This is a genomic window from Loktanella sp. IMCC34160, assembly GCF_004145845.1.
Lineage (GTDB): Bacteria > Pseudomonadota > Alphaproteobacteria > Rhodobacterales > Rhodobacteraceae > SELP01.
Window position 1 is genome coordinate 1 of the sequence record NZ_SELP01000005.1, and the last position, 22,967, is coordinate 22,967.

Annotated in this window: 22 protein-coding genes and 1 pseudogene; 4 read left to right on the forward strand and 19 right to left on the reverse strand. The window is 62.4% G+C overall.

Annotation, left to right across the window (positions count from 1 at the left end; all coding sequences use genetic code 11):
* The 5 genes and pseudogenes from EU803_RS13610 to EU803_RS13630 form a co-directional block, all read right to left on the reverse strand.
* Positions 1–196: pseudogene (locus EU803_RS13610) on the reverse strand (electron transfer flavoprotein subunit beta/FixA family protein); the annotation flags it as partial.
* 18 nt (positions 197–214) lie between these two features.
* The gene (locus tag EU803_RS13615; RefSeq protein ID WP_129683760.1) at positions 215–1,057 is read right to left on the reverse strand and encodes a sugar phosphate isomerase/epimerase family protein; all 843 of its coding nucleotides are present in this window, start codon (positions 1,055–1,057) and stop codon (positions 215–217) included.
* A complete protein-coding gene (locus tag EU803_RS13620; RefSeq protein ID WP_129683762.1) occupies positions 1,057–2,208 on the reverse strand; it encodes a dihydrodipicolinate synthase family protein in 1,152 nt (383 codons plus the stop codon). The genes EU803_RS13615 and EU803_RS13620 overlap by 1 nt, the downstream gene beginning before the upstream one ends.
* A gap of 11 nt (positions 2,209–2,219) precedes the next feature.
* The gene (locus tag EU803_RS13625; RefSeq protein ID WP_129683764.1) at positions 2,220–2,990 is read right to left on the reverse strand and encodes a 3-ketoacyl-ACP reductase; all 771 of its coding nucleotides are present in this window, start codon (positions 2,988–2,990) and stop codon (positions 2,220–2,222) included.
* Complete coding sequence (locus EU803_RS13630) at positions 2,987–4,132, reverse strand: acyl-CoA dehydrogenase family protein (RefSeq protein ID WP_129683765.1); 1,146 nt, start codon at positions 4,130–4,132, stop codon at positions 2,987–2,989. The genes EU803_RS13625 and EU803_RS13630 overlap by 4 nt, the downstream gene beginning before the upstream one ends.
* 126 nt (positions 4,133–4,258) lie before the next feature.
* Here EU803_RS13630 and EU803_RS13635 point away from each other — a divergent pair, with 126 nt between their 5' ends.
* Entirely contained in the window at positions 4,259–5,275 is a 1,017-nt protein-coding gene (locus EU803_RS13635) for an aldo/keto reductase (RefSeq protein ID WP_129683767.1), read from the forward strand.
* On the forward strand, positions 5,272–5,733 hold the full coding sequence (locus tag EU803_RS13640; protein WP_129683769.1) for a MaoC/PaaZ C-terminal domain-containing protein: 462 nt from the start codon (positions 5,272–5,274) through the stop codon (positions 5,731–5,733). Before EU803_RS13635 ends, EU803_RS13640 begins: the two co-directional genes overlap by 4 nt.
* On the opposite strand, the gene EU803_RS13645 is transcribed toward EU803_RS13640, so the two are convergent.
* The 4 genes from EU803_RS13645 to EU803_RS13660 are packed head-to-tail and all read right to left on the reverse strand — an operon-like array spanning position 5,724 to position 9,665.
* Positions 5,724–6,992: a glycerate kinase gene (locus EU803_RS13645; protein WP_129683771.1), complete on the reverse strand. Its 1,269-nt coding sequence runs from the start codon at positions 6,990–6,992 to the stop codon at positions 5,724–5,726. The two genes, EU803_RS13640 and EU803_RS13645, sit on opposite strands and share 10 nt — an antisense overlap.
* Positions 6,992–7,303: a Dabb family protein gene (locus EU803_RS13650; RefSeq protein WP_129683773.1), complete on the reverse strand. Its 312-nt coding sequence runs from the start codon at positions 7,301–7,303 to the stop codon at positions 6,992–6,994. Before EU803_RS13650 ends, EU803_RS13645 begins: the two co-directional genes overlap by 1 nt.
* Positions 7,300–8,085, reverse strand: a complete 786-nt coding sequence (locus EU803_RS13655) for an enoyl-CoA hydratase/isomerase family protein (protein WP_129683775.1) — start codon at positions 8,083–8,085, stop codon at positions 7,300–7,302. The genes EU803_RS13650 and EU803_RS13655 overlap by 4 nt, the downstream gene beginning before the upstream one ends.
* Positions 8,085–9,665, reverse strand: a complete 1,581-nt coding sequence (locus EU803_RS13660; protein WP_129683777.1) for an acyl CoA:acetate/3-ketoacid CoA transferase — start codon at positions 9,663–9,665, stop codon at positions 8,085–8,087. Before EU803_RS13660 ends, EU803_RS13655 begins: the two co-directional genes overlap by 1 nt.
* A 136-nt stretch (positions 9,666–9,801) precedes the next feature.
* Here EU803_RS13660 and EU803_RS13665 point away from each other — a divergent pair, with 136 nt between their 5' ends.
* Positions 9,802–10,620, forward strand: a complete 819-nt coding sequence (locus EU803_RS13665) for an aldo/keto reductase (RefSeq protein ID WP_129683779.1) — start codon at positions 9,802–9,804, stop codon at positions 10,618–10,620.
* Between the two features lie 53 nt (positions 10,621–10,673).
* Here the strand turns inward: EU803_RS13665 and EU803_RS13670 are convergent, their stop codons facing one another.
* The 7 genes from EU803_RS13670 to EU803_RS13700 form a co-directional block, all read right to left on the reverse strand.
* Positions 10,674–12,284, reverse strand: coding sequence for a GMC family oxidoreductase N-terminal domain-containing protein (locus tag EU803_RS13670; RefSeq protein WP_129683781.1), 1,611 nt, complete (start codon positions 12,282–12,284; stop codon positions 10,674–10,676).
* Positions 12,284–13,786: an aldehyde dehydrogenase family protein gene (locus tag EU803_RS13675; protein ID WP_129683783.1), complete on the reverse strand. Its 1,503-nt coding sequence runs from the start codon at positions 13,784–13,786 to the stop codon at positions 12,284–12,286. Before EU803_RS13675 ends, EU803_RS13670 begins: the two co-directional genes overlap by 1 nt.
* A gap of 73 nt (positions 13,787–13,859) precedes the next feature.
* Positions 13,860–14,894: an alcohol dehydrogenase catalytic domain-containing protein gene (locus EU803_RS13680; RefSeq protein WP_207209207.1), complete on the reverse strand. Its 1,035-nt coding sequence runs from the start codon at positions 14,892–14,894 to the stop codon at positions 13,860–13,862.
* A 9-nt stretch (positions 14,895–14,903) separates the two neighbouring features.
* Positions 14,904–15,845 carry an ABC transporter permease gene (locus EU803_RS13685; RefSeq protein ID WP_129683785.1) on the reverse strand — a complete coding sequence of 314 codons (942 nt, stop codon included), beginning with the start codon at positions 15,843–15,845 and terminating at the stop codon, positions 14,904–14,906.
* Between the two features lie 9 nt (positions 15,846–15,854).
* Positions 15,855–17,360 carry a sugar ABC transporter ATP-binding protein gene (locus EU803_RS13690; RefSeq protein ID WP_129683787.1) on the reverse strand — a complete coding sequence of 502 codons (1,506 nt, stop codon included), beginning with the start codon at positions 17,358–17,360 and terminating at the stop codon, positions 15,855–15,857.
* An 11-nt stretch (positions 17,361–17,371) separates the two neighbouring features.
* Positions 17,372–18,337 carry an ABC transporter permease gene (locus tag EU803_RS13695; RefSeq protein ID WP_129683789.1) on the reverse strand — a complete coding sequence of 322 codons (966 nt, stop codon included), beginning with the start codon at positions 18,335–18,337 and terminating at the stop codon, positions 17,372–17,374.
* Positions 18,338–18,416: 79 nt separating this feature from the next.
* Positions 18,417–19,526, reverse strand: a complete 1,110-nt coding sequence (locus EU803_RS13700; RefSeq protein WP_129683791.1) for a sugar ABC transporter substrate-binding protein — start codon at positions 19,524–19,526, stop codon at positions 18,417–18,419.
* Between the two features lie 260 nt (positions 19,527–19,786).
* On the opposite strand from EU803_RS13700, the gene EU803_RS13705 reads away from it, so the two are divergent.
* Entirely contained in the window at positions 19,787–20,428 is a 642-nt protein-coding gene (locus EU803_RS13705) for a TetR/AcrR family transcriptional regulator (protein WP_129683798.1), read from the forward strand.
* A gap of 25 nt (positions 20,429–20,453) precedes the next feature.
* On the opposite strand, the gene EU803_RS13710 is transcribed toward EU803_RS13705, so the two are convergent.
* From EU803_RS13710 to ugpC, 3 genes are read right to left on the reverse strand one after another with little or no spacing between them, the layout of a single operon-like run.
* Positions 20,454–20,885: a heme-binding protein gene (locus EU803_RS13710; protein WP_129683800.1), complete on the reverse strand. Its 432-nt coding sequence runs from the start codon at positions 20,883–20,885 to the stop codon at positions 20,454–20,456.
* Positions 20,885–21,880, reverse strand: coding sequence for a zinc-binding dehydrogenase (locus EU803_RS13715; protein WP_129683802.1), 996 nt, complete (start codon positions 21,878–21,880; stop codon positions 20,885–20,887). Before EU803_RS13715 ends, EU803_RS13710 begins: the two co-directional genes overlap by 1 nt.
* Before the next feature lie 11 nt (positions 21,881–21,891).
* Entirely contained in the window at positions 21,892–22,965 is a 1,074-nt protein-coding gene (gene ugpC, locus EU803_RS13720) for a sn-glycerol-3-phosphate ABC transporter ATP-binding protein UgpC (protein ID WP_129683804.1), read from the reverse strand.
* Between the last annotated feature and the right edge of the window lie 2 nt (positions 22,966–22,967).

Below are 22,967 nucleotides of genomic sequence, written 5' to 3' on the forward strand. Positions count from 1 at the left end.
TCACGCCGATCGAAACCGCAACGACCTCCTCGGCCTTGCCCGCTTCCTTCAGACGGATCGCCTCTTCAACCGCAATCTCGTCGAACGGGTTCATCGACATCTTCACATTGGCAAGATCAACACCCGTACCGTCCGCCTTAACACGAACCTTCACGTTGTAGTCGATCACGCGCTTCACAGGCACCAAGACCTTCATAAGCCTTTCCTTTCGATTTCAGCAGCAGGAGCGGAACCGGTCGACGATGACGTCCAGAACCTCGTCCGGGGACCGGGCCCACCAGTCAACGGCCGAGAAGATTTCGACCTCGCATTTTCCGTTGTAGCCGGCCGCTTCCACGGCGGCGCGAATGCCCTTCAGATCGGCGACCCCATCGCCCATCATGCCGCGATCCAGCAGCATGTCCCGGGTGTTTTCCAGCCAGTCGCACAGGTGGTAGCCAAGGATGTGGCCGGAGGCCGCCAGCAGGCTTTCGGCCAAGGTCGTATCCCACCAGACATGATAGACATCGACGGCAATCCCGACATTGTCCTTGCCGACCATGTCGCAGATATCCAGCGCGTCCCGCACGGTGAAAATGCAGGTCCGGTTACCGCCGAACATTGGGTTCAGCGGTTCAAGCGCCAATGACACGCCGCAGGCGGCGGCATGGTCCGCATGGTGTGCGACCCGCTCGGCCAGCCGTTTGCGACTATCGTCCAACCCCTTGCTGCCCAGTTCGGTTCCGCCGGTCACGATGGTCAGGACGGGCGCCCCCAACGCCGCGGCGGTGTCGATGCTTTCGGTCACTGCCGCATCAGTTCCGGCCTCGGACCCGGTCAGATAGGGGGTGCGGCACAGGCCGGTCACCTCCATCCCGGCGGCCCGCACCCGGTCGCCGATTTGGGCCGCGGCGCGTCCTAACTCGCGCTGCCAGAACACGATCCCGCCATAGCCGCGGGCGGCGCAGGCGTCGATCACCTGCTCGGGGGACCACCCTGCCCCGCGCCCGGGCAGATTGTGCCCCAGCGTCGCGGTATTCAGCGCAAGCGCCGAATGATCGTTCGAGAAATCGCGCATCAGTCCACGCCGTAAAGCGCCAGAAGTTTCTTCATCCGCCCGACAGCCATGTCGGGATCACGCAGCAGCCCACAGCCGTCGGCCAGCCGGAAGACCTCGGTGAAATAGGGCAGCGGCCGTGTCGCCTGCGCCCCGTTCAGCATGATGAAGTGGTCCTGGAACCCGTTGAGCCAGGCAAGGAAGACCACCCCTGTCTTGTAGTATTGGGTCGGCGCCCGGAAGATCAGCCGTGCCAGCGGAACCGTCGGGTCGAGGGTGGCCCGGAACCCCGCGGCATCGCCGTTCCCCAGTTGCGTCACCGCATGGGCCGCAGCGGGCGCCAAGGGGTCGAATATCCCGAGTAGCGCATGGGAAAACCCCTGCTCGTCCCCTTCGATCAGTTCCGGGTAGTTGAAATCGTCCCCGGTATACATCTTCACGCCCGCAGGCAGACGCCGCCGCAGGATGATCTCTTTGTCCTTGTCCAGCAGCGAGATCTTGATGCCGTCAACCTTGTCGGCATTCGCCTCGATGATCTCGACCACGGTTTCCAGTGCGCCTTCGAAACTGTCGCCGCCCCAGTATCCGGCCAGCGCCGGATCGAACATATCCCCAAGCCAGTGCAGGATTGCCGGATGATCACAGGCGTTGAGCAGGTCGGAATAGAGCGTGACATAGTCTTTGGGGCTACGGGCCACGCGGGCCATCGCCCGACTGGCCATGAGGATCACCCGTGCATCAAGCGCCTGGATGGCCTCCAGTTGCTCCATATAGGCCCGCTTGACGTCATCGACGGTATTGGCAAGGACCGGGTCCAGATGGTCGGTGCCGCATCCGTTCGCCACCAAAGCGTCGGGCAGGTCGGACCGGGTCCGCCGGATCAGTTCCAGCGCCCCGGACCAGTCGAGCCCCATGCCGCGTTGCGCCGTATCCATGGCTTCGGCGATCCCCATCCCCAAACCGTGCAGGTAATGGCGGAAGGCCATTGTCTTGTCCCAATCGATGCTCGCCGCGCCGCTGGGATCATTGGCCGTGAACGGGTCGGCCACCACATGGGCAGCCGAGTAGACGATGCGAGCCGGGTTGGACGGCATTGCGGTTTGCGGGACCGGTTCGCCGCGCAGGTGATAGTCCGTCAGACGACCGGAGGTGTCGGGCAAGGCGATCTTCATCGACTGTCCTTTCAGAAGCGGGGAACAAGCAAACCGGCATCCGCCGAAATCGCCTGTCCGGTTGTGTAGGGAAGTTTGCCCGAGGCGAGCGAGGCGATGATCCGACCCATATCCTCGGGCTGGCCAACGCGGGGGATCAGCGTCAACCCATCCTTGGCCCGCTGTTCGTATTGCGCGATCACCGGGGCGGTCATATCGGTTGCGATCAGACCGGGCTGCACGTCGTAGACGGCAATGTTTTCGCGCCCCAGCCGCACCGCCCATGCCTTGGACGCCATTGCCGCCGCGGCCTTGGACACACAGTATTCCGACCGGGGTTCGGCCACCGCGACCGCGTTCGAGGACGTCACGTTGACGACGGCGTGGAACAGGTCAGGGTTCCGGTCCCGGCGCAACAGCCGACGGGCAAAGGCCTGGGTCAGGAAGAACATCGCCTTGGTATTCACCGCAAGGCAGCGGTCATAGCTGGCCTCGGACACCTCTAGCGGGTCACCGCGCTGCATGACACCCACACCCGCGTTGTTGACAAGGGTGGTCAGGGGGCCAAGCGCGACCTCGATCTCGCCCAGAACCCGATCATGTGCGGCAAGGTCTGTCACATCGAAGGGGGCGGCGAAGACCGGGACGCCTTCGGCCCGGATCCGCTCGACTGCACCGCGCAATTCATCGTCGTCCGCAGGACCGTTGATCGCGACCGCAAAACCTTCACGCGCCAATTCGACAGCGGCGGCAAAGCCAATTCCCCGGCTGGAACCGGTGACAAGGGCGACGTTCCTAGTCATGACTGCGCCCCTTTGGACAACAGTTCGCGCGCGATGATCATGCGCTGGATCTGGTTGGTGCCTTCATAAATTTGCGTGATTTTCGCGTCCCGATAGAGCCGTTCCACCTCGAACCCACGGATATAGCCGGAGCCGCCGAAAACCTGCACCGCGTCCGCCGTCCGCTGGACCGCCATGTCCCCGGCAAAGCATTTCGCGATCGAACAGGCCTTGGTCGCGTCGGCGCCGAGGTCGATCTTCGAGGCGGCGCTGTGCACCAGCAACCGTGCCGCTTCGACGTCCTTGGCGATGTCGGCCAGAAGCCACTGAACGCCCTGAAACTCTGCAATGGGTTTCTTGAACTGCTTGCGCTGCGCGGCATAGTCGACAGCCGCCTCCAGCCCGGCCTGCGCGATGCCGACCGCCAATGCGCCGATGCCGACGCGGCCCTTGTCCAGCACGCTCATCATCATGTGAAATCCGCGGCCTTCCTGCCCCAGCAGGGCCGTCGCGGGCAGCCGCACCTCGTCAAAGGTCAGTGGCCCGACCTGACTGGCCCGCTGGCCCATCTTGTGCTCCTTGGGGCCGCGGCTCACGCCGGCGGCATGCAGGTCAACGATGAAAATGGACATGCCGCGATGGCCGGCGTCCTTGTCGGTTCGGGCCAGCACAAACCCCACGTCCGCAACGGGTGCATTGTGAATCCAGATCTTGCCACCGTTCAGCACCCACCCGTCGCCATCGCGCAGGGCTTCGGTACGGATACCGGACACATCGGTGCCAGCTTCGGGTTCCGTGATGCAATAGGCAACACGGGTTTTCGCAGAGAGAACCCCGGGCAACCATTCCGCCCGCTGCGCATCGGTCCCATGCCGCGACAGAAGTGTCGAGATCAACTCGACCAGCCCGCATTGGTCCGCAATCGAAGCATAGCCGCGCGACAGCTCTTCCATGACCAGCGCATAGGTCACGGTGTCAAACCCCGGCCCGCCCATTTCTTCGGGGACACAGATGCCGAACAGGCCCAACTCGGCCATCTGGTCATAGATTTCAGCCGGGAACCGCTCTTCGCGGTCCAGTTCTTCTGCGGCAGGGCGGATAACCTCGTTGGCGAATTGCCGGGTCATGTCCCGCACCTGCTGGTGCATCTCAGTCAGATACATTGGCTCCTCCGGTAACCAGATGGTTACTTGTAAGTTTGATTCCGCGCCGGGTCAAGACTGGAGGACTTGATCGGCGACCCTCCCTGTGTCTATATAACTAACTAGTTACATATTGGGAGGCAAGCCATGACACCCGACAGCAAGGTCAAATTCGGTCGCGTCGATCTGGAGGTTACTCCGTTCGGCTTCGGAACGGCCCCGATCGGCAATATTTTCCGTGAAATCGACGAAGAAACCTCGGATGCGATGATCCAGGAGGCCTGGAATCAGGGCGTCCGCTATTTCGATACCGCGCCGATGTATGGGCACGGGCTGTCCGAATTGCGCGCCGGCCATTCCCTGCGCTGGAAGAACCGCGATGATTTCGTCCTGTCGTCCAAGGTGGGCCGAATCCTGAAACCCGCCCGCAAGGCCGATATCGACTACGCCCCTTGGACCAACGCCGGGCGATTCACGATGCATTTCGACTATTCCTATGACGGCACCATGCGGTCCTTCGAAGACAGTCTGCAGCGCTTGAACCTCGAACGGATGGATATCTGCTTTATCCACGATATCGACGTGTTCACCCGCGGGTCCGAACAGCCCGAAGTTTTCGAACAGGCGATGGATGGAGCCTGGCGCGCGCTTTCCGACCTGCGCGACCAAGGGGTGGTCAAGGCCATCGGCGTCGGCGTCAACGAATGGGAAGTCTGCCATGCCGCGCTTGAACGGCGTGACTTCGACTGCTTCCTGCTGGCCGGGCGATACACCCTGCTCGAGCAAGCGGCGCTCGACAAGTTCCTCCCGCTTTGCGAGGAGCGCGGCGCGGCGGTTGTCGTCGGCGGCGGCTTCAACTCGGGCATTCTGGCCACGGGCGCGAAAGAGGGCGCGAAATACAACTACGCCCCTGCCCCTGCCGAGATCATGGACCGGGTTCGCCGGATCGAGGCCGTTTGCGCCGACTACAACGTTCCCCTGCCCGCTGCGGCGCTGCAGTTCGTCGTGGCACACCCGGCGATCCCGACCTTCATGGCGGGCACCCGGACCGTCGAACAGCTGCAACAGAACCTGGACTGGTTCAGCCACCCGATCCCGGTCGAGTTCTGGGCGGACCTCAAGGCGAAGGGGCTGCTGCGCGAAGACGCGCCGGTTCCTGTGTGACCGACGAAGGGCGCCTTCTTGGGCCGGGCCGATATCGGCTCGCCCAGCTTCAGGTCGGGGACCGGATTGAAACCGGTTCCCGACAGATCACTACAGCGATGATTGACGGTTTCGCCGATCAGACCGGCGACCGGTTCGAGATCCACATGGATCGGGACGCTGCCGCGCGGCACGGTTTTGCCGACCGTGTGGCGCACGGCCTTCTTGTCCTGTCGGTTGTCGACGGGCTCAAGAACCAGACCCCGGCGCAGTTCGATGCGATTGCCTCGCTCGGCTGGGACTGGCGGTTTCAGGCACCGGTGCTGGTGGGTAACACGATCACGGCGCGGATCACTGTCACCGGACTGCGCCAGACATCCCGTCAGGATCGGGGGATCGCGACGTTGGATTTCGACGTGACCAATCAGGATGGTGTGACCGTGCAGCGCGGGCAAAACCGCCTGATGATCTACACCTGACGGATCAGGATCGCGCGAAAATCGTTAATGTTGGTTCCGGTGGGTCCGGGGGCGAAGATGTCCCCGGCGGCGTCGAACGCGCCCCAAGCGTCATTGCCCTGAAGCGCGGCGACAGGATCGACCCCGGCGGTCCGCATCCGTGCCGCGCTGGCTCCGTCGGCGAAGGCCCCTGCGTTGTCTTCCGACCCGTCGATCCCATCTGTATCAGCGGCGAGGGCCACGATCCCACCCTGCCCGTCAATGGCTCCCGCAAAGGACAGCAAGAACTCGGTGTTGCGCCCGCCCCGGCCGCCGCTGCCCCGCAGGGTCACGGTGGTTTCGCCGCCCGACAGAATCACCACCGGCGCGGCAAAGGGGCGGCCACGCGCCGCCACCTCGCGGGCGATGGCCGCATGGACCAGCCCCACATCCCGCGCCTCGCCCTCGATCGCGTCGGACAGGATCACGGCGGGGATGCCCGCGGCCTCGGCCCGGGCGGCCGCGGCCTCTAGCGACAGCCGGGCCGACGCGATGACCCGAACCTCGTGACCGGCCAGACGCGGATCGTCGGGGCGCGGCGCCCCCTGCCCCCTGGCCAGATGCACGGTGATCGCGGGCGGCAGGGCGATGCCCCGGTTGCGGATCATCGCCAGCGTGTCCTCCAGCGACACCCGTGACGGGACCGTCGGGCCAGAGGCCACCTCGGCCGGGTCGTCGCCGGGCACATCCGAGACCACCAACGTGACCACCTTTGCCGGATGGGCCGCCAAGGCCAGCCGCCCGCCCTTGATCCCGCTCACATGCTTGCGGATCGCGTTCATCACCCCGATCGGCGCACCGGAGGCGAGAAGCGCCGCGTTCAGATCCTGTTCGTCCTGAAGGGTCAGACCGTCGGCAGGCATAGGCAAGAGCGCCGATCCGCCGCCGCAGACCAGCGCCACGACCAGATCGTCCGCCGTCAGGTTCGAAACCGCCTGCATCAGGGCCGCGCTGGCCGCCAGCCCCGCCGCATCCGGCACCGGATGCGCTGCCTCCATCACCCGGATATGCCGGCAAGGCGCGGCATAGCCGTATCGGGTCACCACAACCCCTTCGACCGGCCCATCCCACAGTTCCTCGAAGGCGGCGGCCAGCTGCGCCGCGCCCTTGCCCGCGCCGACGACAATGACCCGGCCCTTTGGCCGTGCGGGCAGATGCGGGCGCAGGGCCTGCGCCGGGTCAGCTGCCGCAACGGCCGCGTCGAACAGCCCGGTCAGAAAGGTCTTGTCGTCAGGGGTCATCAGATCTCAACGTCGCAGACGAACACGCCCTCGGCCCCGCCCTGCAGCGCCGCCACGATATCGGCGCCGATGGCCTGATGCACCTCGTCCACCAGATAGGCGTCCCGGACCGAAACATCGCGGAAATCGAACCAGAACATGTCCAGAAAGCCCCGAACCAAGGGGGTCTCGACCGAGACATTCGCCCGATGCTGGAAATCCAGAATACCGTCAATCCGCCCGGAAAGACCGGCCAGCCGATCGTAAAGCGCCTGCTTTTCCGCCTCCGAAACATCGGGGCGAAACCGAAGATGTACAAGGTGACGGATCATGAGCGTCCTTTCCCGCCGAAGTCCGGCGCGCGTTTCTCGGTAAAGGCGGCAACGCCTTCCTTCAGTTCATCGCTGGCGGCGGCGATGCGACCGGCAAGGGATTCCAGAACCCGGCCCACCTCTTCGCGCTCTGCCGCATTGATCAACATCTTTGTCATCTCTGTCGCAAGGGGACCACGGGACAAGACCCGTGCGGCGAGTTGCCGGGCCGCATCCAAAGAGCCGCCCGTCTCGACGACCATGTCGACAATTCCGGTTGTCTGCGCCTCGTGGGCAGTCAAGACATCGCCGAAAAGCGCCATGCGCCGGACTTGTTGGGCACCAAAGCGTCGCACGGCGCGCTGTGTCCCCGACCATCCCGCGATGATGCCCAGCCCGGCCTCTGGCTGGCCGATCTTCACATGTGCCTCGGCGATCCGGTAGTCGGCGCAGGCGGCAAGTTCCAAGCCGCCGCCCAGCGCATGACCGTTCAGCGCGGCGATCACCGGCTGGCGCAATCGGGCAAGCCGGTCGAATGCATCATGGCCGTCGCGCACCCAATGTCGGCCGAACGCCTCGGGGGATTCGCCACTCCATGCGCGGATGTCGCCGCCGGCACAAAAGGCCCGGCCGGTTCCTGTCAGAATCAGAACACCAATGTCCTCGCGCCGCTCGATCTCGCGGCACAGCCGACCCAGATCGTCCACCATTGCGGCGTCCAAGGCATTCAGCTTTTCCTCTCGGTCGATCCGAAGAACTCCGATCCCCGCGTCCGCCGACAGATGAAACCCGGGAAAGGACATCAGGTCGACGCCAGCGTCAGGTTCATCAGCTCCGGTTTGAACAGTGCCGCGTCCATGACTTTCAGGTCATCGGCCACGCGCAGATCGGTTGCGGCCTGATCCAGCACATCGCGCTGGATATCCAGCCCCGGCGCGACTTCGGTCACGACCAGTGCACCCTCGATTAGGCGGATAACGCAGCGTTCGGTCACATAGGTCACGTCCTGCCCCTGTTCCAGCGCGCGGGCACCCGAGAAGGATACCTGATCCACCTCATCCACGAATTTCGCCACCTTGCCCTCCTGGTCGATGACCAGCCTGCCATCGTCGATCCGCATCTTTGCTCCGGCGTTGAAGTTGCCTGAGAAAACGATCTTGCGGGCACGGGCCGTGATGTCAACAAATCCCCCCGCCCCGGCGGTGCGGTGGGGCACGGCGGACAGGCGCGACACGTTCACAGACCCATCCTTCCCGACCTCAAGGAACGACAGAAGCGAGGCATCGAATCCGCCCGCCTGAAAATAGCAGAACTGATGGGGCGAGGCGACGAAGGCCTCGGCATTGGCGGAACACCCGAACTTGAAATCAAGAAGCGGGATGCCCCCGACCGCGCCCTGTTCGATCATCCAGGTGACGGACCCATGCAGCCCCTCTTCCACGAAGATTCGCGGGACGTTGGCGGAAATGCCAAACCCGATATTGACGGCCCACCCGTCGCGAAGCTCTTGCGCGACCCGACGCGCGATCACCTTGCCCACGTTGAAGTCCGCCGTGCGGAAGGATTCAAGTGGCCGGATCAGTTCACCCGAAATGGCGGGATCGAAGGGGGTCGCCGTAGTTTGCAACTGGTCTGGCGCCTCGACGACCACATCCACGAGGATACCCGGCACGCGCACATCATGGGGTTTGATCGACCCATTCATCGCAACACGTTTGACCTGCGCAATGACCAGCCCGCCGTTGTTGCGCGCGGCCAGGGCCATTTCCATCGCACCAAGATAGGCGCCCTCGTGTTCGAAACTCAGGTTGCCACGTTCGTCAGATGTGGTGGCTCGGATGATCGCCACATCCGGCTGGATCGACTTGAAATAGAGCCACTCTTCACCCTCGAACGGCATCTTGCGCACGATCGGTTCTGCCCTGGCCGATGCGTTCATCGCGCAGCCTTCAAGATCAGGGTCGACGAATGTTTTCAGCCCGACTTTGGTCAGCACGCCGGGGCGCTTAGAGGCGCCCTCGCGCAGCATGTCGAAGATGATCCCGGAGGGAACGTTATAGGCCTTCACCTGCTCTGCCACGATCATCTGCCAGATCAGGGGCGGCTCAGCCTTGGTCGGGCCAGAGGGGTAGGACCCGCCAACGATCTTAGAAAGTAGCCCGGGGCGGGCAATGTGATCGACGCCCTTGGTGCCGAACATATCCCCGGCTGCGATCGGATGGATGCTCGTCAGGTTCCGGGGCTGGCCGTCCTTGTCGAACCTTTCGCCCAATGCGGCAAGAACCGCGTCCGGGCAGCACAGGCCACTTGACGAATTCACCGCCACGACCGAGTCGCTTTTGATGAGGGCCACAGCTTCCTGTGCGGTGCGGATCTTGGACATAATTCTTCACTCCAGAGTAACTAACTGGTTATTTGTAATATGGCTGGAACTCTGCCGCCGATCAAGGGACTTTGTTTTGTGCTTCCCCTTAAGTAACCTTTTGGTTACTCTGACGCCAGTCAAGGAGGACAGAAGAATGTCGATCTATTTTCAGAAAACCTTTCAGCGCAGTTTCGGGACATTTCCGCTGACTGGTGAAACACTGCACAATGCGGTTCTTGCAGCGGCTGAGGTCGGCTATCGCGCCTTCGATACCGCGCAGATGTATGGCAACGAGGCCGATACCGGGGCCGCGCTCAAGGCGACCGGTCTGGCGCGTGAAGACCTTTGCATCACGACCAAGGTGGATATCGCGCATTTCTCCGAGGCCGATTTCATCCCTTCCGTCGAACAAAGCCTGCGTGACCTGCAAATCGACAAGACCGATGTGCTGCTGCTTCACTGGCCGACCCCCGGAGGCGATATCAAACTGTCGCTGCGCCTTCTGCAAAAGGCCTATGACCTTGGGCTTGCGGCCAACATCGGCGTATCAAACTACACCGCTCAGATGATGATCGACGCAAAGGCGATCGTGGATGCGCCTTTGGTTACCAACCAGGTGGAATTCCATCCGCTTCTGGATCAGGGCAAGCTGCTGGCTGCAGCGACGGAAACCGGCATCCCGCTTGCGTCCTATTGTTCGGTCGCACGGGGAGAGGTGTTCAAATACCCGCTCTTCGCTGAAATCGGCGCCAGCTATGGCAAGTCGGCTGCGCAGGTCGTGTTGCGTTGGATTCTGCAGAAGGGGGTCAGCATCAACACTATGTCGACCAAGCCCGAGAATATCCGCGCGAACTTTGACGTGATGGACTTCACGTTGTCCTCGATCGACTTGGCCCGAATCGATGCCATGATGGCCACCGGGTATCGGATCGTCGGCAAGGATCTGGTGCCCTACGCCCCCGATTTCGACTAGCCCAAAAAGAAGGGGCAGCCCGTAGGCTGCCCCAGGTCTCCGGGAGGATTCCTTTAGTGGTTGCCGCGGATCATGTCAGAGGCCTTTTCGCCGATCATGATCGTCGGCGCATTGGTGTTGGATCCGACAAGGCTGGGCATGGTCGAGCTGTCGCAGATCCGCAGCCCGTCGATGCCGCGCACCCGCAATTTCGGATCGACAACCGCCATCGGATCGCTGTCGGCGCCCATCTTGCAGGTGCAAGTCGGGTGGTATGAGGTCCGGCCATACTGCCGCGCGTAGTCCTCATAGTCTTTCTGGGTCTTCACGCTGTCATCCGGGAACCGGATCTGGCGTATGTACTTTTGCAGGCTCGGCTGGCTGAAGATTTCCTTGCTGATCTTCACCCCCTCGACCGAGGTCTTCAGGTCATCGGGGTGGCCCAGGAAATTCGGGTCCACGATCGGCAGGGCCGTAGGATCGGAAGACCGAAGCCGCACCGTGCCGCGCGCCTTGGGCCGCAGCGTATAGCTGTTCAGCGTGATCCCGGACGACCCCTTCGGGACGCTCGGCACCCCTGCCTCTGCCCCGGCGCCGGCCAGGAAGTGGAACTGGAGATCGGGGACGGGTTGCGATTTGTCCGCGTACCAGAAGGCACCGCCCTCGACCACGTTCGACGTGACCGGACCGGACCCGAACAGGTAATATTGCGCCCCCGCCCAGGCCATCCAGTGCAACTTGTTGTATTTGTCGAGGCTATAGTGGCCGGTCAGTTCGGCGACGATATCGATCCCGAAGTGATCGTGCAGGTTTTCACCGACACCCGGCAAGTCCTGCACCACGTCGATCCCCATGTCCGACAGATGCGCCGCGGGACCAAGCCCCGACAGCATCATTAGCTTGGGAGAGCCGATCGCCCCCGCGGTCAGCAACACCTCGGACTCGGCCCGGACCATCGTTCGGGCCCCGCCTTTGCGGGAATAGTCCACGCCCGTCGCCCGGCCATGTTCGACCACGACCCGATGCACAAGGCACCCGGTCTCGACCGTCAGGTTGGGGCGCTTCATTGCGGGGCGCAGATAGCCGACAGCCGCTGAACAGCGTTTGCCGTTGCGGGTGGTCGTCTGATAGGCCCCCGCCCCTTCCTGGGTCTCCCCGTTGAAGTCGGGATTGTAGGGCAGGCCATATTCCTGGCAGGACTGCACGAAGGCGCGGGTCATCCGCTGCGGATCGGGAATGTTCGAAACCCCCAATTCGCCGTCGGTTCCATGCCAGTCGCCGGACAGGATCGTATTGCCTTCGGAGCGGATGAAATACTTCTTGATGTCCTTAAAGGCCCAGCCCTCGGCGCCTTCCTCTTCCGCCCAGCGGTCGTAGTCCGCGGGATTGCCACGGGTAAAGACCTCGGCGTTGATCGACGAGCCGCCACCGATCACGCGGGCCTGGGCGTAGGGAATTTCCCGGTTGTTCGCGTGCTTTTGCGGCGCGGTGGTCAGGCCCCAAGTATGCGGGCCCGTCGTCATCTTGGCAAATCCGACAGGCATGTGGATCAGCGGGTGGCTATCCTTGCCGCCCGCTTCAAGCAACAGCACGCGGCAACTGCTGTCCTCGGACAGGCGGGCAGCCAGCACGCAGCCGGATGATCCGCCCCCAACGATCACATAGTCATATCCTGCCTGTGACATCATTCGATCCAAGGTGTGCGTTTGCCGATCTCGATGTGAACGGACTTGATCTGGGTGTACTCCTCGACGCCGTACTTGCCCGCCTCGCGGCCCCAGCCCGATTGCTTGAACCCGCCCAGCGGCAGTTCCGGACCACCGGCCAGCGTGGTGTTGACCCAGAACCGGCCCGCCTGAACCCGGCGGGTGACGGTCAGCGCCTTGTCGATGTTCTTGGTCCAGACGCTCGCGGCCAGCCCGTAGACGGTATCGTTAGCAATGGCGATGGCCTCTTCCACGCTATCGAACGGCATGATGGTCAGGACGGGACCGAAAATCTCTTCGCGCGCAATGGCCATATCGCGGGTGACATCCCCGAAAAGCGCCGGCGCGATGTATTGGCCCCGGCCCATGTCCAACTGTTCACCGCCGCAAATCAGGCGCGCGCCCTCTGCCTGCCCTTTCTCAATATAGGACATGATCGTCGTATTTTGGGCGTCGGTGGTGATGGCACCAACCTGGGTCGCCTCGTCCAGCGGGTCACCCACACGAACCTTGGCGAACTTGTCCTGAACCATCTGCGCGAATTTGTCGGCAACCGACCGTTCCACGATCAGCCGCGATCCGGACACGCAGCATTGCCCGGTGTTGAACCCGATCCCGAAGGCCACACCGTCGGCCGCGTCTTCAAGATCCGCATCGGCGAAAACGATCTGCGGGTTCTTGCCACCCAGTTCCAGCCCCAGTTTCTTGAAATTGGTGCGGCCTGCGGCCTCGACCACGCGACGACCCACGGCGGTGGACCCCGTAAACGACAGCATGTCCACGTCTACATGCTCAATCAGGCCCTGCCCGATCGTGGACCCGGATCCGGTCACCACGTTCATGCAACCGTCCGGCAGACCAGCCTCGGTCAGGATTTCGGCAAGGATCAGGGTCGTGGCGCTGGTCACTTCCGACGGCTTGGCGACAATCGTGCACCCGGATGCAAGGATATAGGGTACCCGTTCGCACAGGATCAGGAACGGGAAATTCCATGGCGTGATCAGCCCGACGACGCCGACAGGCTCGCGGGTGACGATCCCGAACAGCCCATCGCCAAGGTTGTTGAAGCTGTCACCGTGCAAGCTACGCGCCAGTCCGCTGGCATACTCGAACATATCGGCACAGCCGCCCACTTCGGCCCGCGCCTGGCTGATCGGCTTGCCGTTTTCCAGGGTTTCGAAATAGGCGATCTCTTCGGCCCGTTCGCGGATAAGCGCGCCGGCCTTCAGCAGAACGGCGGCCCGGGCCTGACCGTTCAGACCCGACCAGCGCCGGTCGTCAAAGGCTGCGCGGGCAGCGGCAACAGCCGCATCCAGATCCGCCGGGGTGCATTTCGGAATACGCGTGACAGGCACGCCATGACCCGGCGACGCCCGTTCAAAGATGTCGCGATCACCGGCCGGGATGGATTTCCCGTTCACGAAAAAACCGAATTCCCGCGGCGCCGAGGGCGGCGAGAGTTTGCTGCTGGCCTGATCCATGTTCATCTCCGTTCATGTCGTCGGGTCGCGCATCGCGCGTATGTAACCATTTGGTTATTTAATGGCGGGATTGTCAACCCACCACGATTTGGGTTTTCAGGTCCGCAGGCCTGTCGCGGATAGTGTCAAAGGCCGTTTGGATCTGGGCCAACGGGTAGGCGGCCCGAACGAATGCATCGGTCCGGATACGGCCATGTACTAAAAGGGTCAGCGCATCGTGCATGTCCTGCCCCATCCCGGCCACGGACCCCTTGATCGAGTTTTCCTGCAGGATCGTCTGAAGGATATTCAGGGGAAGTTCGGCATCGGGACCGGTCAGACCGAATGCGGCGATATGTCCGCCCTTGCGGATCAGCCGGCTGGCCTGAGCGTAAAGGGCTGCCGAGCCAACACTTTCGATCACGATATCCGCGCCGCGACCGCCGGTTGCCTTCAGAACGGCTTCCTCCAACTGCGCCGGATCACTGACCCCGACATCGGCGCCCGCCTCCAGCGCCAATGAGACCCGCTCGGCCGAAGTGTCTGCCACGATGATCGGCGCAGCGCCGATTGTCCGCAGAAGTTGGACATGCAGGTTCCCGATCGGCCCAGCGCCAATGACCACGACAGACTGGCCGAAGGTCACATTTGCCTTGCGGGCCGCCCGGACCACGCAGGCCAGCGGTTCGGTTAGGGCAAGAAATTCGTCCGGGATTTCGGCGGGGGCCGGAATGACCAGCCGGGCCGGGACCACCATGTATTCGGCAAAGGCGCCGTCCATCGTGATCCCCATCTGCTGCATCTCGGGGCAGTTGAGGATCTCGTTCCGGCGGCACCAATAGCAGGTGCCGCAGCCGATGTTCATGTCCACGACGGCCTTGGACCCGATCTCCAGACCGGACACGCCCTCTCCCAACGCATGGATGATCCCGGTGAATTCATGGCCGGGCACCATGGGCAGGCTTTCGGCGGCGTAGTGGCCGTTGAAGATGTGCAGGTCTGTCCCGCAAATCCCGACCCGGGTGATGCGGATCAGCGCCTCTCCCCGGCCCGGTGCCGGAATGGGGCGCTGCCGGATCTCGAACCTCCCGGGACGGACAAGAACGGCAGCCTCCATTGTTCCGGTCATCCGAGCCTCCTATTTGACCACGCGCAATTTGCTGCGGTCGATGGTTGCGGCGATGGCGACGATCAGGATGATGCCGAAGACCATCTGCTGCATCGTGGCGTCGATCTCGAAGTACAGCATCGACGACCGGATCACCGCCACGATCAACGTGCCGATCAGCGTATTGACCACGCCACCGACCCCGCCGGTCAGCGGCGTGCCCCCGACAAGAACCGCGACGATCGCAGGCAACAGGAACCCGTTGGCCAGGGTTGGCGACCCTCCGGACAGCTTGACCGAAAACAACAGACCCGCGATTGCCGCCAGCATGCCCGACAGGGCAAAGGCGATAACCTTGATCCGGGTGACGTTCAGCCCCGAGGCAACGGCAGCAAGTTCGCCCGCCCCCACAGCCTTGAGCGCGCGACCGAACGTCGTGCGGCTTTGCAGGAACAGCATTGCCAGAAGCAGGACAAGCCCCACCAGGATTTCATGGGGAATGCCCGCCGTCTTGCCAACCATCCACCCAAAGGAGGAATCCCGCAGCCCTGCATCCATGTACAGCGCGCGCTGCCCCGAAAGATATTGCGCGCTGGAATAGGCCACACCGCCGACCGCGAGGGTCGAGACGAAGGACGGCACCAGCAGCTTTGTCGTGATATAGCCCGAGATCGCGCCGAAGATCAGACCGGCGGCGATGCAGACCAGCGCCGCGCCAATCCCAAGGGTCGGCAAGGTAACCGTGGCGATGACCGTCGTCATATTGGCGACGGATTGCGCCGACAGGTCGATGCCGCCGATATAGATGGCAAATGTCATCCCCAGCGCCATGATGAACAGCGGCATGATGTCCGCAGTCATCGAGATCAGGTTCTGCGGGCGCAGGAAGTTGGAATCTGCCGCGCCAACGATCAGCACGAGGGCCAGAAGCGTGATCCAGGGCAGATGCGGTTTGATACGTTCAAGGGTCATGCGCGTGCCTCAGGTCATGTAGTGGACAAGATCGAACAAGGACGGCTTGTTGCCCGGTGAACCGTGGAAGACCTTCTGGGTCTTCCCGTCCTTGACGACATGGATCGTGTGGCTGAGGCCGATGGCCTCTTCCAATGTGTCGGCCACAAGGATGATCCCTGCCCCGGCATCGCACATCTCGCGGACCATGTCGTAGACATCTTCCTTGGCCCCGATATCAAGGCCGCGGGTCGGGTGATCGAGCAGGATGATATCGGACCCGCCGGATCGCCATTTCGCCAGAACGACCTTCTGCTGGTTGCCCCCCGACAGGCCGCCGCAGTCCTTGAACACCGACGGGGTCTTGATCGCCAACCGGTCGATCCATTTCTGTGCCAGCGCTTTTTCTTCTGCGATGCGCAGAACACCGGCGCTGGAATAGTTGCCCATCTGGCTGAGGGTCATGTTCTCGTAGACGTTCATGCCGCCGACGATCCCTTCGACCTTGCGTTCCCGCGGGACGTACCCGACGCCCAGCTCGACGCTTTGCCGGGCGTTGAAACGCGTGATCTCCTGCCCCTTGATCCGGACGCTGCCTTCGGCGGGCTTTTCCAGTCCGAAGATCGTGCGCAGGATCGCTTCACGGCCGGACCCTTCGGTACCGACCAGACACAGAACCTCGCCGGGATGCAGGTCGAAACTGATGTCTTCGTAGCGGCCGGGCACCGTGACGCCGTCAAAGCTGACCAGCACCCGGTCCGGGTCATAGGCGCCCTGACGCTGTTCGCGGTAGTATTCCTTGTCCACGTCGCGGCCGACCATCTTGTGTTGGATGCTGTCGATATTGGCCGCCGCCTGATCGACCACATCCACCACCTCTCCGTCCTTCATGACGTAGATCCGGTCCGACAGCTCAAGGACTTCGTCCATCCGGTGGCTGACAAAGATGAAAGAGGCGCGACTGGTCAGTTCGCGGACCAGCTTGAACAGAAGTTCCACCTCTTCCCGGGCCAGAACGGATGTCGGTTCGTCCAGAAGGATCACCAGATCGCCCTCGACCCGCTCTTCCAGGGTCAGCACCTTGGCAAGTTCCACCAACTGCCGTTGTGCAAACGACAGTTTGGCCGTGATCATGCCGGGGTCGATATCAAGCTTGACCTTGGCCAGCTGCTTGCGCGCCGCCTCTGCCATGGCCTTCCAGTCGACCACGCCGAAACGCACGAATTGCTTTTCAAACCCGAGAAAGATGTTTTCCATCACGGTCAGGTTCGTGATCAGGGATTGTTCCTGAAACACCATGCCGATGCCGTGGTCCATCGCCTGACGGGGGTTCTGGAACCGGACTGTCTTGCCGTCGATCGTGACCGTGCCGCCGTCAGGTTGATAGGCGCCGTAGATCACTTTCATCAGCGTGGACTTGCCGGCGCCGTTTTCCCCGACCAGCCCGACGATCTCGCCCCGTCCGATCGTGAAATCGACCGCCTTGAGCGCGTGAACACCCGGGAACTTCTTGTCGACCTTGTTGAGTTGATACATGGTCCCGCCCCCTATTTCACAAAGCTGACCGACTTGCGGTCCGTCGACAGAACAACCGCAATGATCACAAGTAGGCCAAGGACACCGTCCTGCACGTAGCCGGGCAGGCCGATCACAACCATGCCGTTGCCGATGACATTGACGATCAGCACCCCGACAAGCGTGTTCCAGACGCCGCCGACTCCGCCCCAAAGTGCGGTTCCACCAACCACAACCGAGGTGATGGACATGAACATGAAATTGTTGCCCGTCGCGGTTTCGGCAATGCCGATCCGCCCCACGGCCAGAAGCGCGCCGACCGCATAGAACACCCCCGCCAGCATGAACCCCATGATCCGAAGCCGGTTCACGTTCAGCCCGGACGCATGGGCCAGTTCCTCGCCGCCGCCAACCGCATAGAAGTTGCGGCCAAGCGCCGTCCGGGACTGGATGAACCATCCGATCAGCAGGAATGCCAGCGCGACATAGACCATCACCGGAAACCCAAGCCAGCGTTCGGTCAGAAGACCCCGAAACACTTCATCTTCGACCCGGATGCGGTCGCCGCCGGTCAGAAGAAGGGCAAACCCGGTCCCAACGAAGCCCATCGCAAGCGACGCCATGAAGGACGGTACCTTCAGCTTGACGTGGACCAGCCCGTTCAGGAACCCGATCGCCGCCCCGACAAGCACCGCCAGCGGCAGCGCCAGCCAGGCCCAACTCAGGATCGTTCCGCCCAACGCGAGAAAGGCAAAGGCGAAGACGACGGCGGACACCGACACGGTCCCCTCCATCGACAGGTCAATCGACCCCATGATGATGATGAAGGTGACCCCGATGGCCACCATGAGGGCCGGCGCAGAGCTGATGGCAATGCGCGCAAGGTTCCGGACCGAGAAGAAGCGGGGCTCCAGAACGGTAAAGAACAGGATCAGGATGAATAGAACGATCAGCGGGGCCCATTTCACAAGGGTCTCCCGGTTCAGGATGCCGTTCACGCGCTCCTCCCAGGCTTGAATGGCTGAATAAAAGTGGCGTCGCCCGGCCACTGGGTAGCGGCCGGGCAATACCGATGGATTACTTGTACTGGATCTGACCGTTGGTCGGGCCCCAGAAGTCCGTCCAGTCGTAGGTCGGAACATTGTCAAGATAATCGGCCTTGAAGGCAACGGCGTCTTCCGGCGTGACCATGATGGTCGGGCCATAGAATTCGCGATGCTCGTTCGGCTCTTCCGACGGTTTGAACGACCCGATCGCGGCGTGATAGGCCAGTGCCGCGGTGATGCCGCCGCCCCAGTGCGGGTTGGTGAAGACGGTGGCAAGGATCTTGCGTTCCGCCACCAGCTGCACCGCCTGCGGGTTGCCGTCATAGGACACGATGGGCATGTCTTCGATGCCTTCGGCCCGCAGCGCCTCGATCACACCATAGGCGATGGTGTCGTTGGCACAGTGCACGCCTTTGATCTCGTCGCCGAAGCGGGTCAGGAACCCGGACATGACCTGGTTGGCTTTCTGGGTGTCCCAGTCGGCCGGTTCGGCGGCCAGAAGCTCGGCATCCGGATAGTCGGCCAGCGCGTTCTTCAGACCCTGCAGGCGTTCGATTGCCGGGTTGTTAGACGCAATGCCGCCCAGGTGGACAACGCCGCCCTTGCCGCCCATGGCGTCCAGCAGGATGCGCGCGGTCTGTTCCGCGGGCTTTTCATCCGACCAGGTCATGTGGCTGACATAGTTGTCGCCGAAATCCCAGGGATGCAGGTCGTCGGTCTTGTTCCAGATCGTCGAAACATAGCCACCCGCTTCGGCCACCGCTTCCACCACCGGACGGCAGTTCGGCGCGTCGTTGGTGTCGATCGCAAGGGCAAGCTCGCCGCCGGTGCGCGACAGAAGCGCTTTCACGTCCGCAAGCGATTTCTCGGACGAACCTTCGTTGATCAGGTGCACCAGCGCGTCCTTGTCCATGCCAAGGCTTTCGACAAAGGCCTCGCCACCCGAAACGATCTCGTTCCAATAGGGGTTGGTGCGGTTCCGATAGCTCCAGGCGATGGTCGGGTCAGCAATGGCGGCCCGGGCCATGTTGGGGCCGAACATGCCGGCGGCGGCAAAGCTGCCAAGTCCAGCAGCGGATGCGAACAGGAAGTTCCGGCGATTAACCTTTTCCTGCTCGATGTACTTCTTGATGAACGACATTGGGTCCTCCCTTTAAGTCCGTCGATCTGCTGGCCGCTCTGTCGGTCAGCCTCTGACTTCAACGATTGAATACCGTCCCGCATGTGGCGCTCCCTCGCACCTAATGCACTAACTAGTTACTTTCTTAATTGCCGAATCGTCAAGCCCTATAGCAATCTTGAAACAAGCAGATTGCTTGAAGGGAGATGCAGAGCCCCTTTGACCGAATGGTCCGGGGCGGCTAGTAACGTTCAACGACGACACGCAAGGGCAGAGGGCACATGCCAGATCAACCGGTAAAGAAGCAGCGCGACGCCGAGGCGACAAAAGCCCGGATTCTGTCCGCCGCAAAAAAAGAGTTCGCAAAAAGCGGCCTTGGGGGTGCACGGGTCGACGTGATCGCCGAGCGCGCCAAGGCCAACAAGCGTATGATCTACCACTACTTCGGTAACAAAGAAGACTTGTTCCAGATCGTCCTTGAAGATGCCTACGTCGATATCCGGACGGCCGAACAGAAACTGGAACTTGAACATCTGCCAGCGCGGGAAGCCCTGGAAAAACTCGTGCGCTTCACTTGGGACTACTACCTGAAGAACCCGGAATTCATCACCCTCGTAAACAGCGAAAACCTGCACAAGGCCCGCCACCTGAAAAAGTCAGAAGTGATCGAGGTCGTCAGCCGTCGGTTCGTGAACATGGTCGGCGGCCTGCTTGACCGCGGTGTCGCGGAAGGCGTCTTCCGCAAGGGCGTCGATCCGGTGCAACTGAACATCACCATCGCGGCGATCGGCTATTATTACCTGACCAACCGCTTTACCGGCTCCATCGTGTTCCACCGCGATCTGATGGCGCCGGAGGCTCTTGAAGAGCGACTTGCCTTCAACATCGACACCATCATGCGGCTGGTCTGCGTCGCCCCCTGACCGTTCGGACGGGGGGACAAGTCGATTAGCGGCCTTCAAGCCCAAGCGCGCGGATTGCCGTTTCGGCACAATCGATGTCTTCGAAGGATTGGGCGCCCGAAACGCCGATTCCGCCGATACAGTCCTCGCCGTCGAAAATCGCCAACCCGCCGCCCCAGGCCATGAGCCGCTGCCGGGTGCTGAGCCCAAGGCTCAGCGTCGGGGTCGAGGCCATCCGTTCGCCAAACGCCTTGGTAGATTTGCGCAGCGTCCCGGCGGTATAGGCCTTGTCGAGCGCGAATTCCCCGATGGGCGGCGCAACGTTGTCGCTGCGCCCGAACGCCACCAGATATCCATGCGGATCAACAACAGCTACCGCGACCTCCCAGCCGTTGGCGCGTGCATGTTCCAGCGCGCCATCGACCAGAGTCCGGGCTGCCGCCGGGGTGATCTCCGGCCGCTGAACGCTATGGGACATCAAAGGCTCTCCCAGTCATAGGCGATGAACGGTTCCGCAATCTCGCGCGACCTGATGCGCGCATAGACCGTAGAAGGATCGTCGGGGCGGACCGTTGTGACCAGTCCCTCGGTATTCACATGACCCGCGTTCAGCCATTTAAGAGCGCGTTCGAACCCGCCAAAGCTGTCGTGCGGGGCGTTGTTGTACCCTTCCAACAGTTCCTCCCAGACAAAGTCCCGCGACCGGACCGGTATTTCCCACTCCCATCCGCTGCGTAGCGAGACGAAGTTGAAGAAGACCGCGTTCAGAACCTCATGGGCAGACAGGTTGGCGTATTGCCGCCAGGGCACCCCGACCAGAACCACCTCGCCCATCTTGCGAACGATCTTGCAGCCGTCCAGAACCGCCGCCTCGTGCCCCGAACAATCCACGACCAGCGCAACCTTGCCCTGATAATCCGGGTCGTCGAGGGGCATGGCAGAATGCACGGCGGCGATCCCGCTCTTCTGCACCTGTTCCCGGCGAAGCGGATCGGGTTCCACCACCGACACCTCGTATCCGCCGATGGCGAAGTTATGCGCGGCAAGTATGCCGACAGGCCCGGCCCCGCAGATAACAACCTTGTCGCCGGGCCTTGCCCGCGTGGTCATCAGCGTGGTCATGGAAACGCCCATCAGTCGGGCCAGCAGGGCACGTTCAGGGGCCATGCCTTCGGGCACAGGCAAGGTATAGATGGCCGGGTGCTGTTGGGTCTGGCGGTGGTATCCCATGCAGAACCGCAGGTCGCCCTTGCGGATCCCGGTGACCTCGGGGCCGATTTCCTCGACCCGGAAGATGGCGGCATAGCCGGGGCGGATCGGGAAAGCATCGCCGTCCGCCCAACCCAACTCCGTCCCCTGGCTGATCAGTGTCGCCACGGTGGGGCCGCGAATTTCATCGGGTTGCAAGGGGGCATCGTCATAGGAACCCAGAACAAAGCTGTTCTTCTCCGGAAAGATGATTTCCTTGGGCATAACTGTCTCCTTCAGTGCGCCAGGCTCTGGCCGGACGCCGTGTCGAATAGATGGATCGCCGCCTCGTTCAGGCGGATATGGATCATGTCCCCCGGGTCTGCTCGCTGATCGGCAGGCACTTCGGCAACCAGTTCATGGGAACCCACACGAAGATCCAAAAGCGCTTCGTTTCCAAGGTATTCCGTCACCTCGACCTGGGCCTGCATGGCGCCCGGTTCATCGCCTGACGCGATTTTCAGTTCCACCGGGCGAATGCCCAGCGTGACGGCCTGTCCTTCCGAAACCTTGTCGGCAAACCGGGCCGGAATAGCGGCCGACAGCCCTGCGGCGACAAGGCGACCACTGTCCACGCGGGCCTCGATCATGTTCATCGACGGGCTGCCGATGAAGGTCGCGACGAAAGTCGTTCGGGGATTTCCATAGACTTCCTCGGGGGTGCCCACCTGTTCCACATGCCCGTCCCGCATGATCACGATCTTGTCCGCCAGTGTCATCGCTTCGACCTGGTCATGGGTGACGTAAAGGACGGTCGTGCCCAACCGCTGGTGCAGCTTGCCGATCTCCCAGCGCACCTGCGTCCGCAGCTTGGCGTCAAGGTTCGACAGCGGTTCATCGAACAGGAAAACATCCGGCGTGCGCACCATCGCACGACCCATTGCGACCCGCTGCCGCTGCCCACCAGACAGCTGCGCAGGACGACGGGCAAGAAGCTCTGACAAGCCGAGGATCTCGGCCGTATCCCCGATCCGCCGGTCGACCTCTGCCTTGGGGAGTTTCATCGGGCGCAGGGCGAATTCCATGTTTTGGCGCACGGTCATATGCGGATAAAGCGCGTAGTTCTGGAACACCATCGCCACGCCGCGATCCTTGGGGGCGACGTCGTTGACGACACGGCCACCGATGGACAATTCCCCGCCCGAGACATCCTCGAGCCCGGCCACCATGCGCAGGGTCGTGGTCTTGCCACAGCCCGATGGCCCCAGAAGTACGACGAACTCTCCCTGTTCGATGTCAAGGTCGACACCGTGGACAACCTGAACCGCGCCGTACCGCTTGATAACATTGTTGAGAGTGATTGCGGACATTT

What these genes read in the sequence shown, in the direction of transcription:
- EU803_RS13655 (WP_129683775.1), bottom strand. Translation starts at nt 8,085, where the DNA reads ATGTCCTTTCCCGGGTTTCATCTGTCGGCGGACGCGGGGATCGGAGTT.
- EU803_RS13645 (WP_129683771.1), bottom strand. Translation starts at nt 6,992, where the DNA reads ATGACCCCTGACGACAAGACCTTTCTGACCGGGCTGTTCGACGCGGCC.
- EU803_RS13690 (WP_129683787.1), bottom strand. Translation starts at nt 17,360, where the DNA reads ATGTATCAACTCAACAAGGTCGACAAGAAGTTCCCGGGTGTTCACGCG.
- EU803_RS13625 (WP_129683764.1), bottom strand. Translation starts at nt 2,990, where the DNA reads ATGACTAGGAACGTCGCCCTTGTCACCGGTTCCAGCCGGGGAATTGGC.
- EU803_RS13700 (WP_129683791.1), bottom strand. Translation starts at nt 19,526, where the DNA reads ATGTCGTTCATCAAGAAGTACATCGAGCAGGAAAAGGTTAATCGCCGG.
- EU803_RS13615 (WP_129683760.1), bottom strand. Translation starts at nt 1,057, where the DNA reads ATGCGCGATTTCTCGAACGATCATTCGGCGCTTGCGCTGAATACCGCG.
- EU803_RS13665 (WP_129683779.1), top strand. Translation starts at nt 9,802, where the DNA reads ATGTCGATCTATTTTCAGAAAACCTTTCAGCGCAGTTTCGGGACATTT.
- EU803_RS13710 (WP_129683800.1), bottom strand. Translation starts at nt 20,885, where the DNA reads ATGTCCCATAGCGTTCAGCGGCCGGAGATCACCCCGGCGGCAGCCCGG.
- EU803_RS13620 (WP_129683762.1), bottom strand. Translation starts at nt 2,208, where the DNA reads ATGAAGATCGCCTTGCCCGACACCTCCGGTCGTCTGACGGACTATCAC.
- EU803_RS13685 (WP_129683785.1), bottom strand. Translation starts at nt 15,845, where the DNA reads ATGACCCTTGAACGTATCAAACCGCATCTGCCCTGGATCACGCTTCTG.
- EU803_RS13705 (WP_129683798.1), top strand. Translation starts at nt 19,787, where the DNA reads ATGCCAGATCAACCGGTAAAGAAGCAGCGCGACGCCGAGGCGACAAAA.
- EU803_RS13650 (WP_129683773.1), bottom strand. Translation starts at nt 7,303, where the DNA reads ATGATCCGTCACCTTGTACATCTTCGGTTTCGCCCCGATGTTTCGGAG.
- EU803_RS13715 (WP_129683802.1), bottom strand. Translation starts at nt 21,880, where the DNA reads ATGCCCAAGGAAATCATCTTTCCGGAGAAGAACAGCTTTGTTCTGGGT.
- EU803_RS13675 (WP_129683783.1), bottom strand. Translation starts at nt 13,786, where the DNA reads ATGGATCAGGCCAGCAGCAAACTCTCGCCGCCCTCGGCGCCGCGGGAA.
- EU803_RS13670 (WP_129683781.1), bottom strand. Translation starts at nt 12,284, where the DNA reads ATGTCACAGGCAGGATATGACTATGTGATCGTTGGGGGCGGATCATCC.
- EU803_RS13660 (WP_129683777.1), bottom strand. Translation starts at nt 9,665, where the DNA reads ATGTCCAAGATCCGCACCGCACAGGAAGCTGTGGCCCTCATCAAAAGC.
- ugpC (WP_129683804.1), bottom strand. Translation starts at nt 22,965, where the DNA reads ATGTCCGCAATCACTCTCAACAATGTTATCAAGCGGTACGGCGCGGTT.
- EU803_RS13630 (WP_129683765.1), bottom strand. Translation starts at nt 4,132, where the DNA reads ATGTATCTGACTGAGATGCACCAGCAGGTGCGGGACATGACCCGGCAA.
- EU803_RS13680 (WP_207209207.1), bottom strand. Translation starts at nt 14,894, where the DNA reads ATGACCGGAACAATGGAGGCTGCCGTTCTTGTCCGTCCCGGGAGGTTC.
- EU803_RS13635 (WP_129683767.1), top strand. Translation starts at nt 4,259, where the DNA reads ATGACACCCGACAGCAAGGTCAAATTCGGTCGCGTCGATCTGGAGGTT.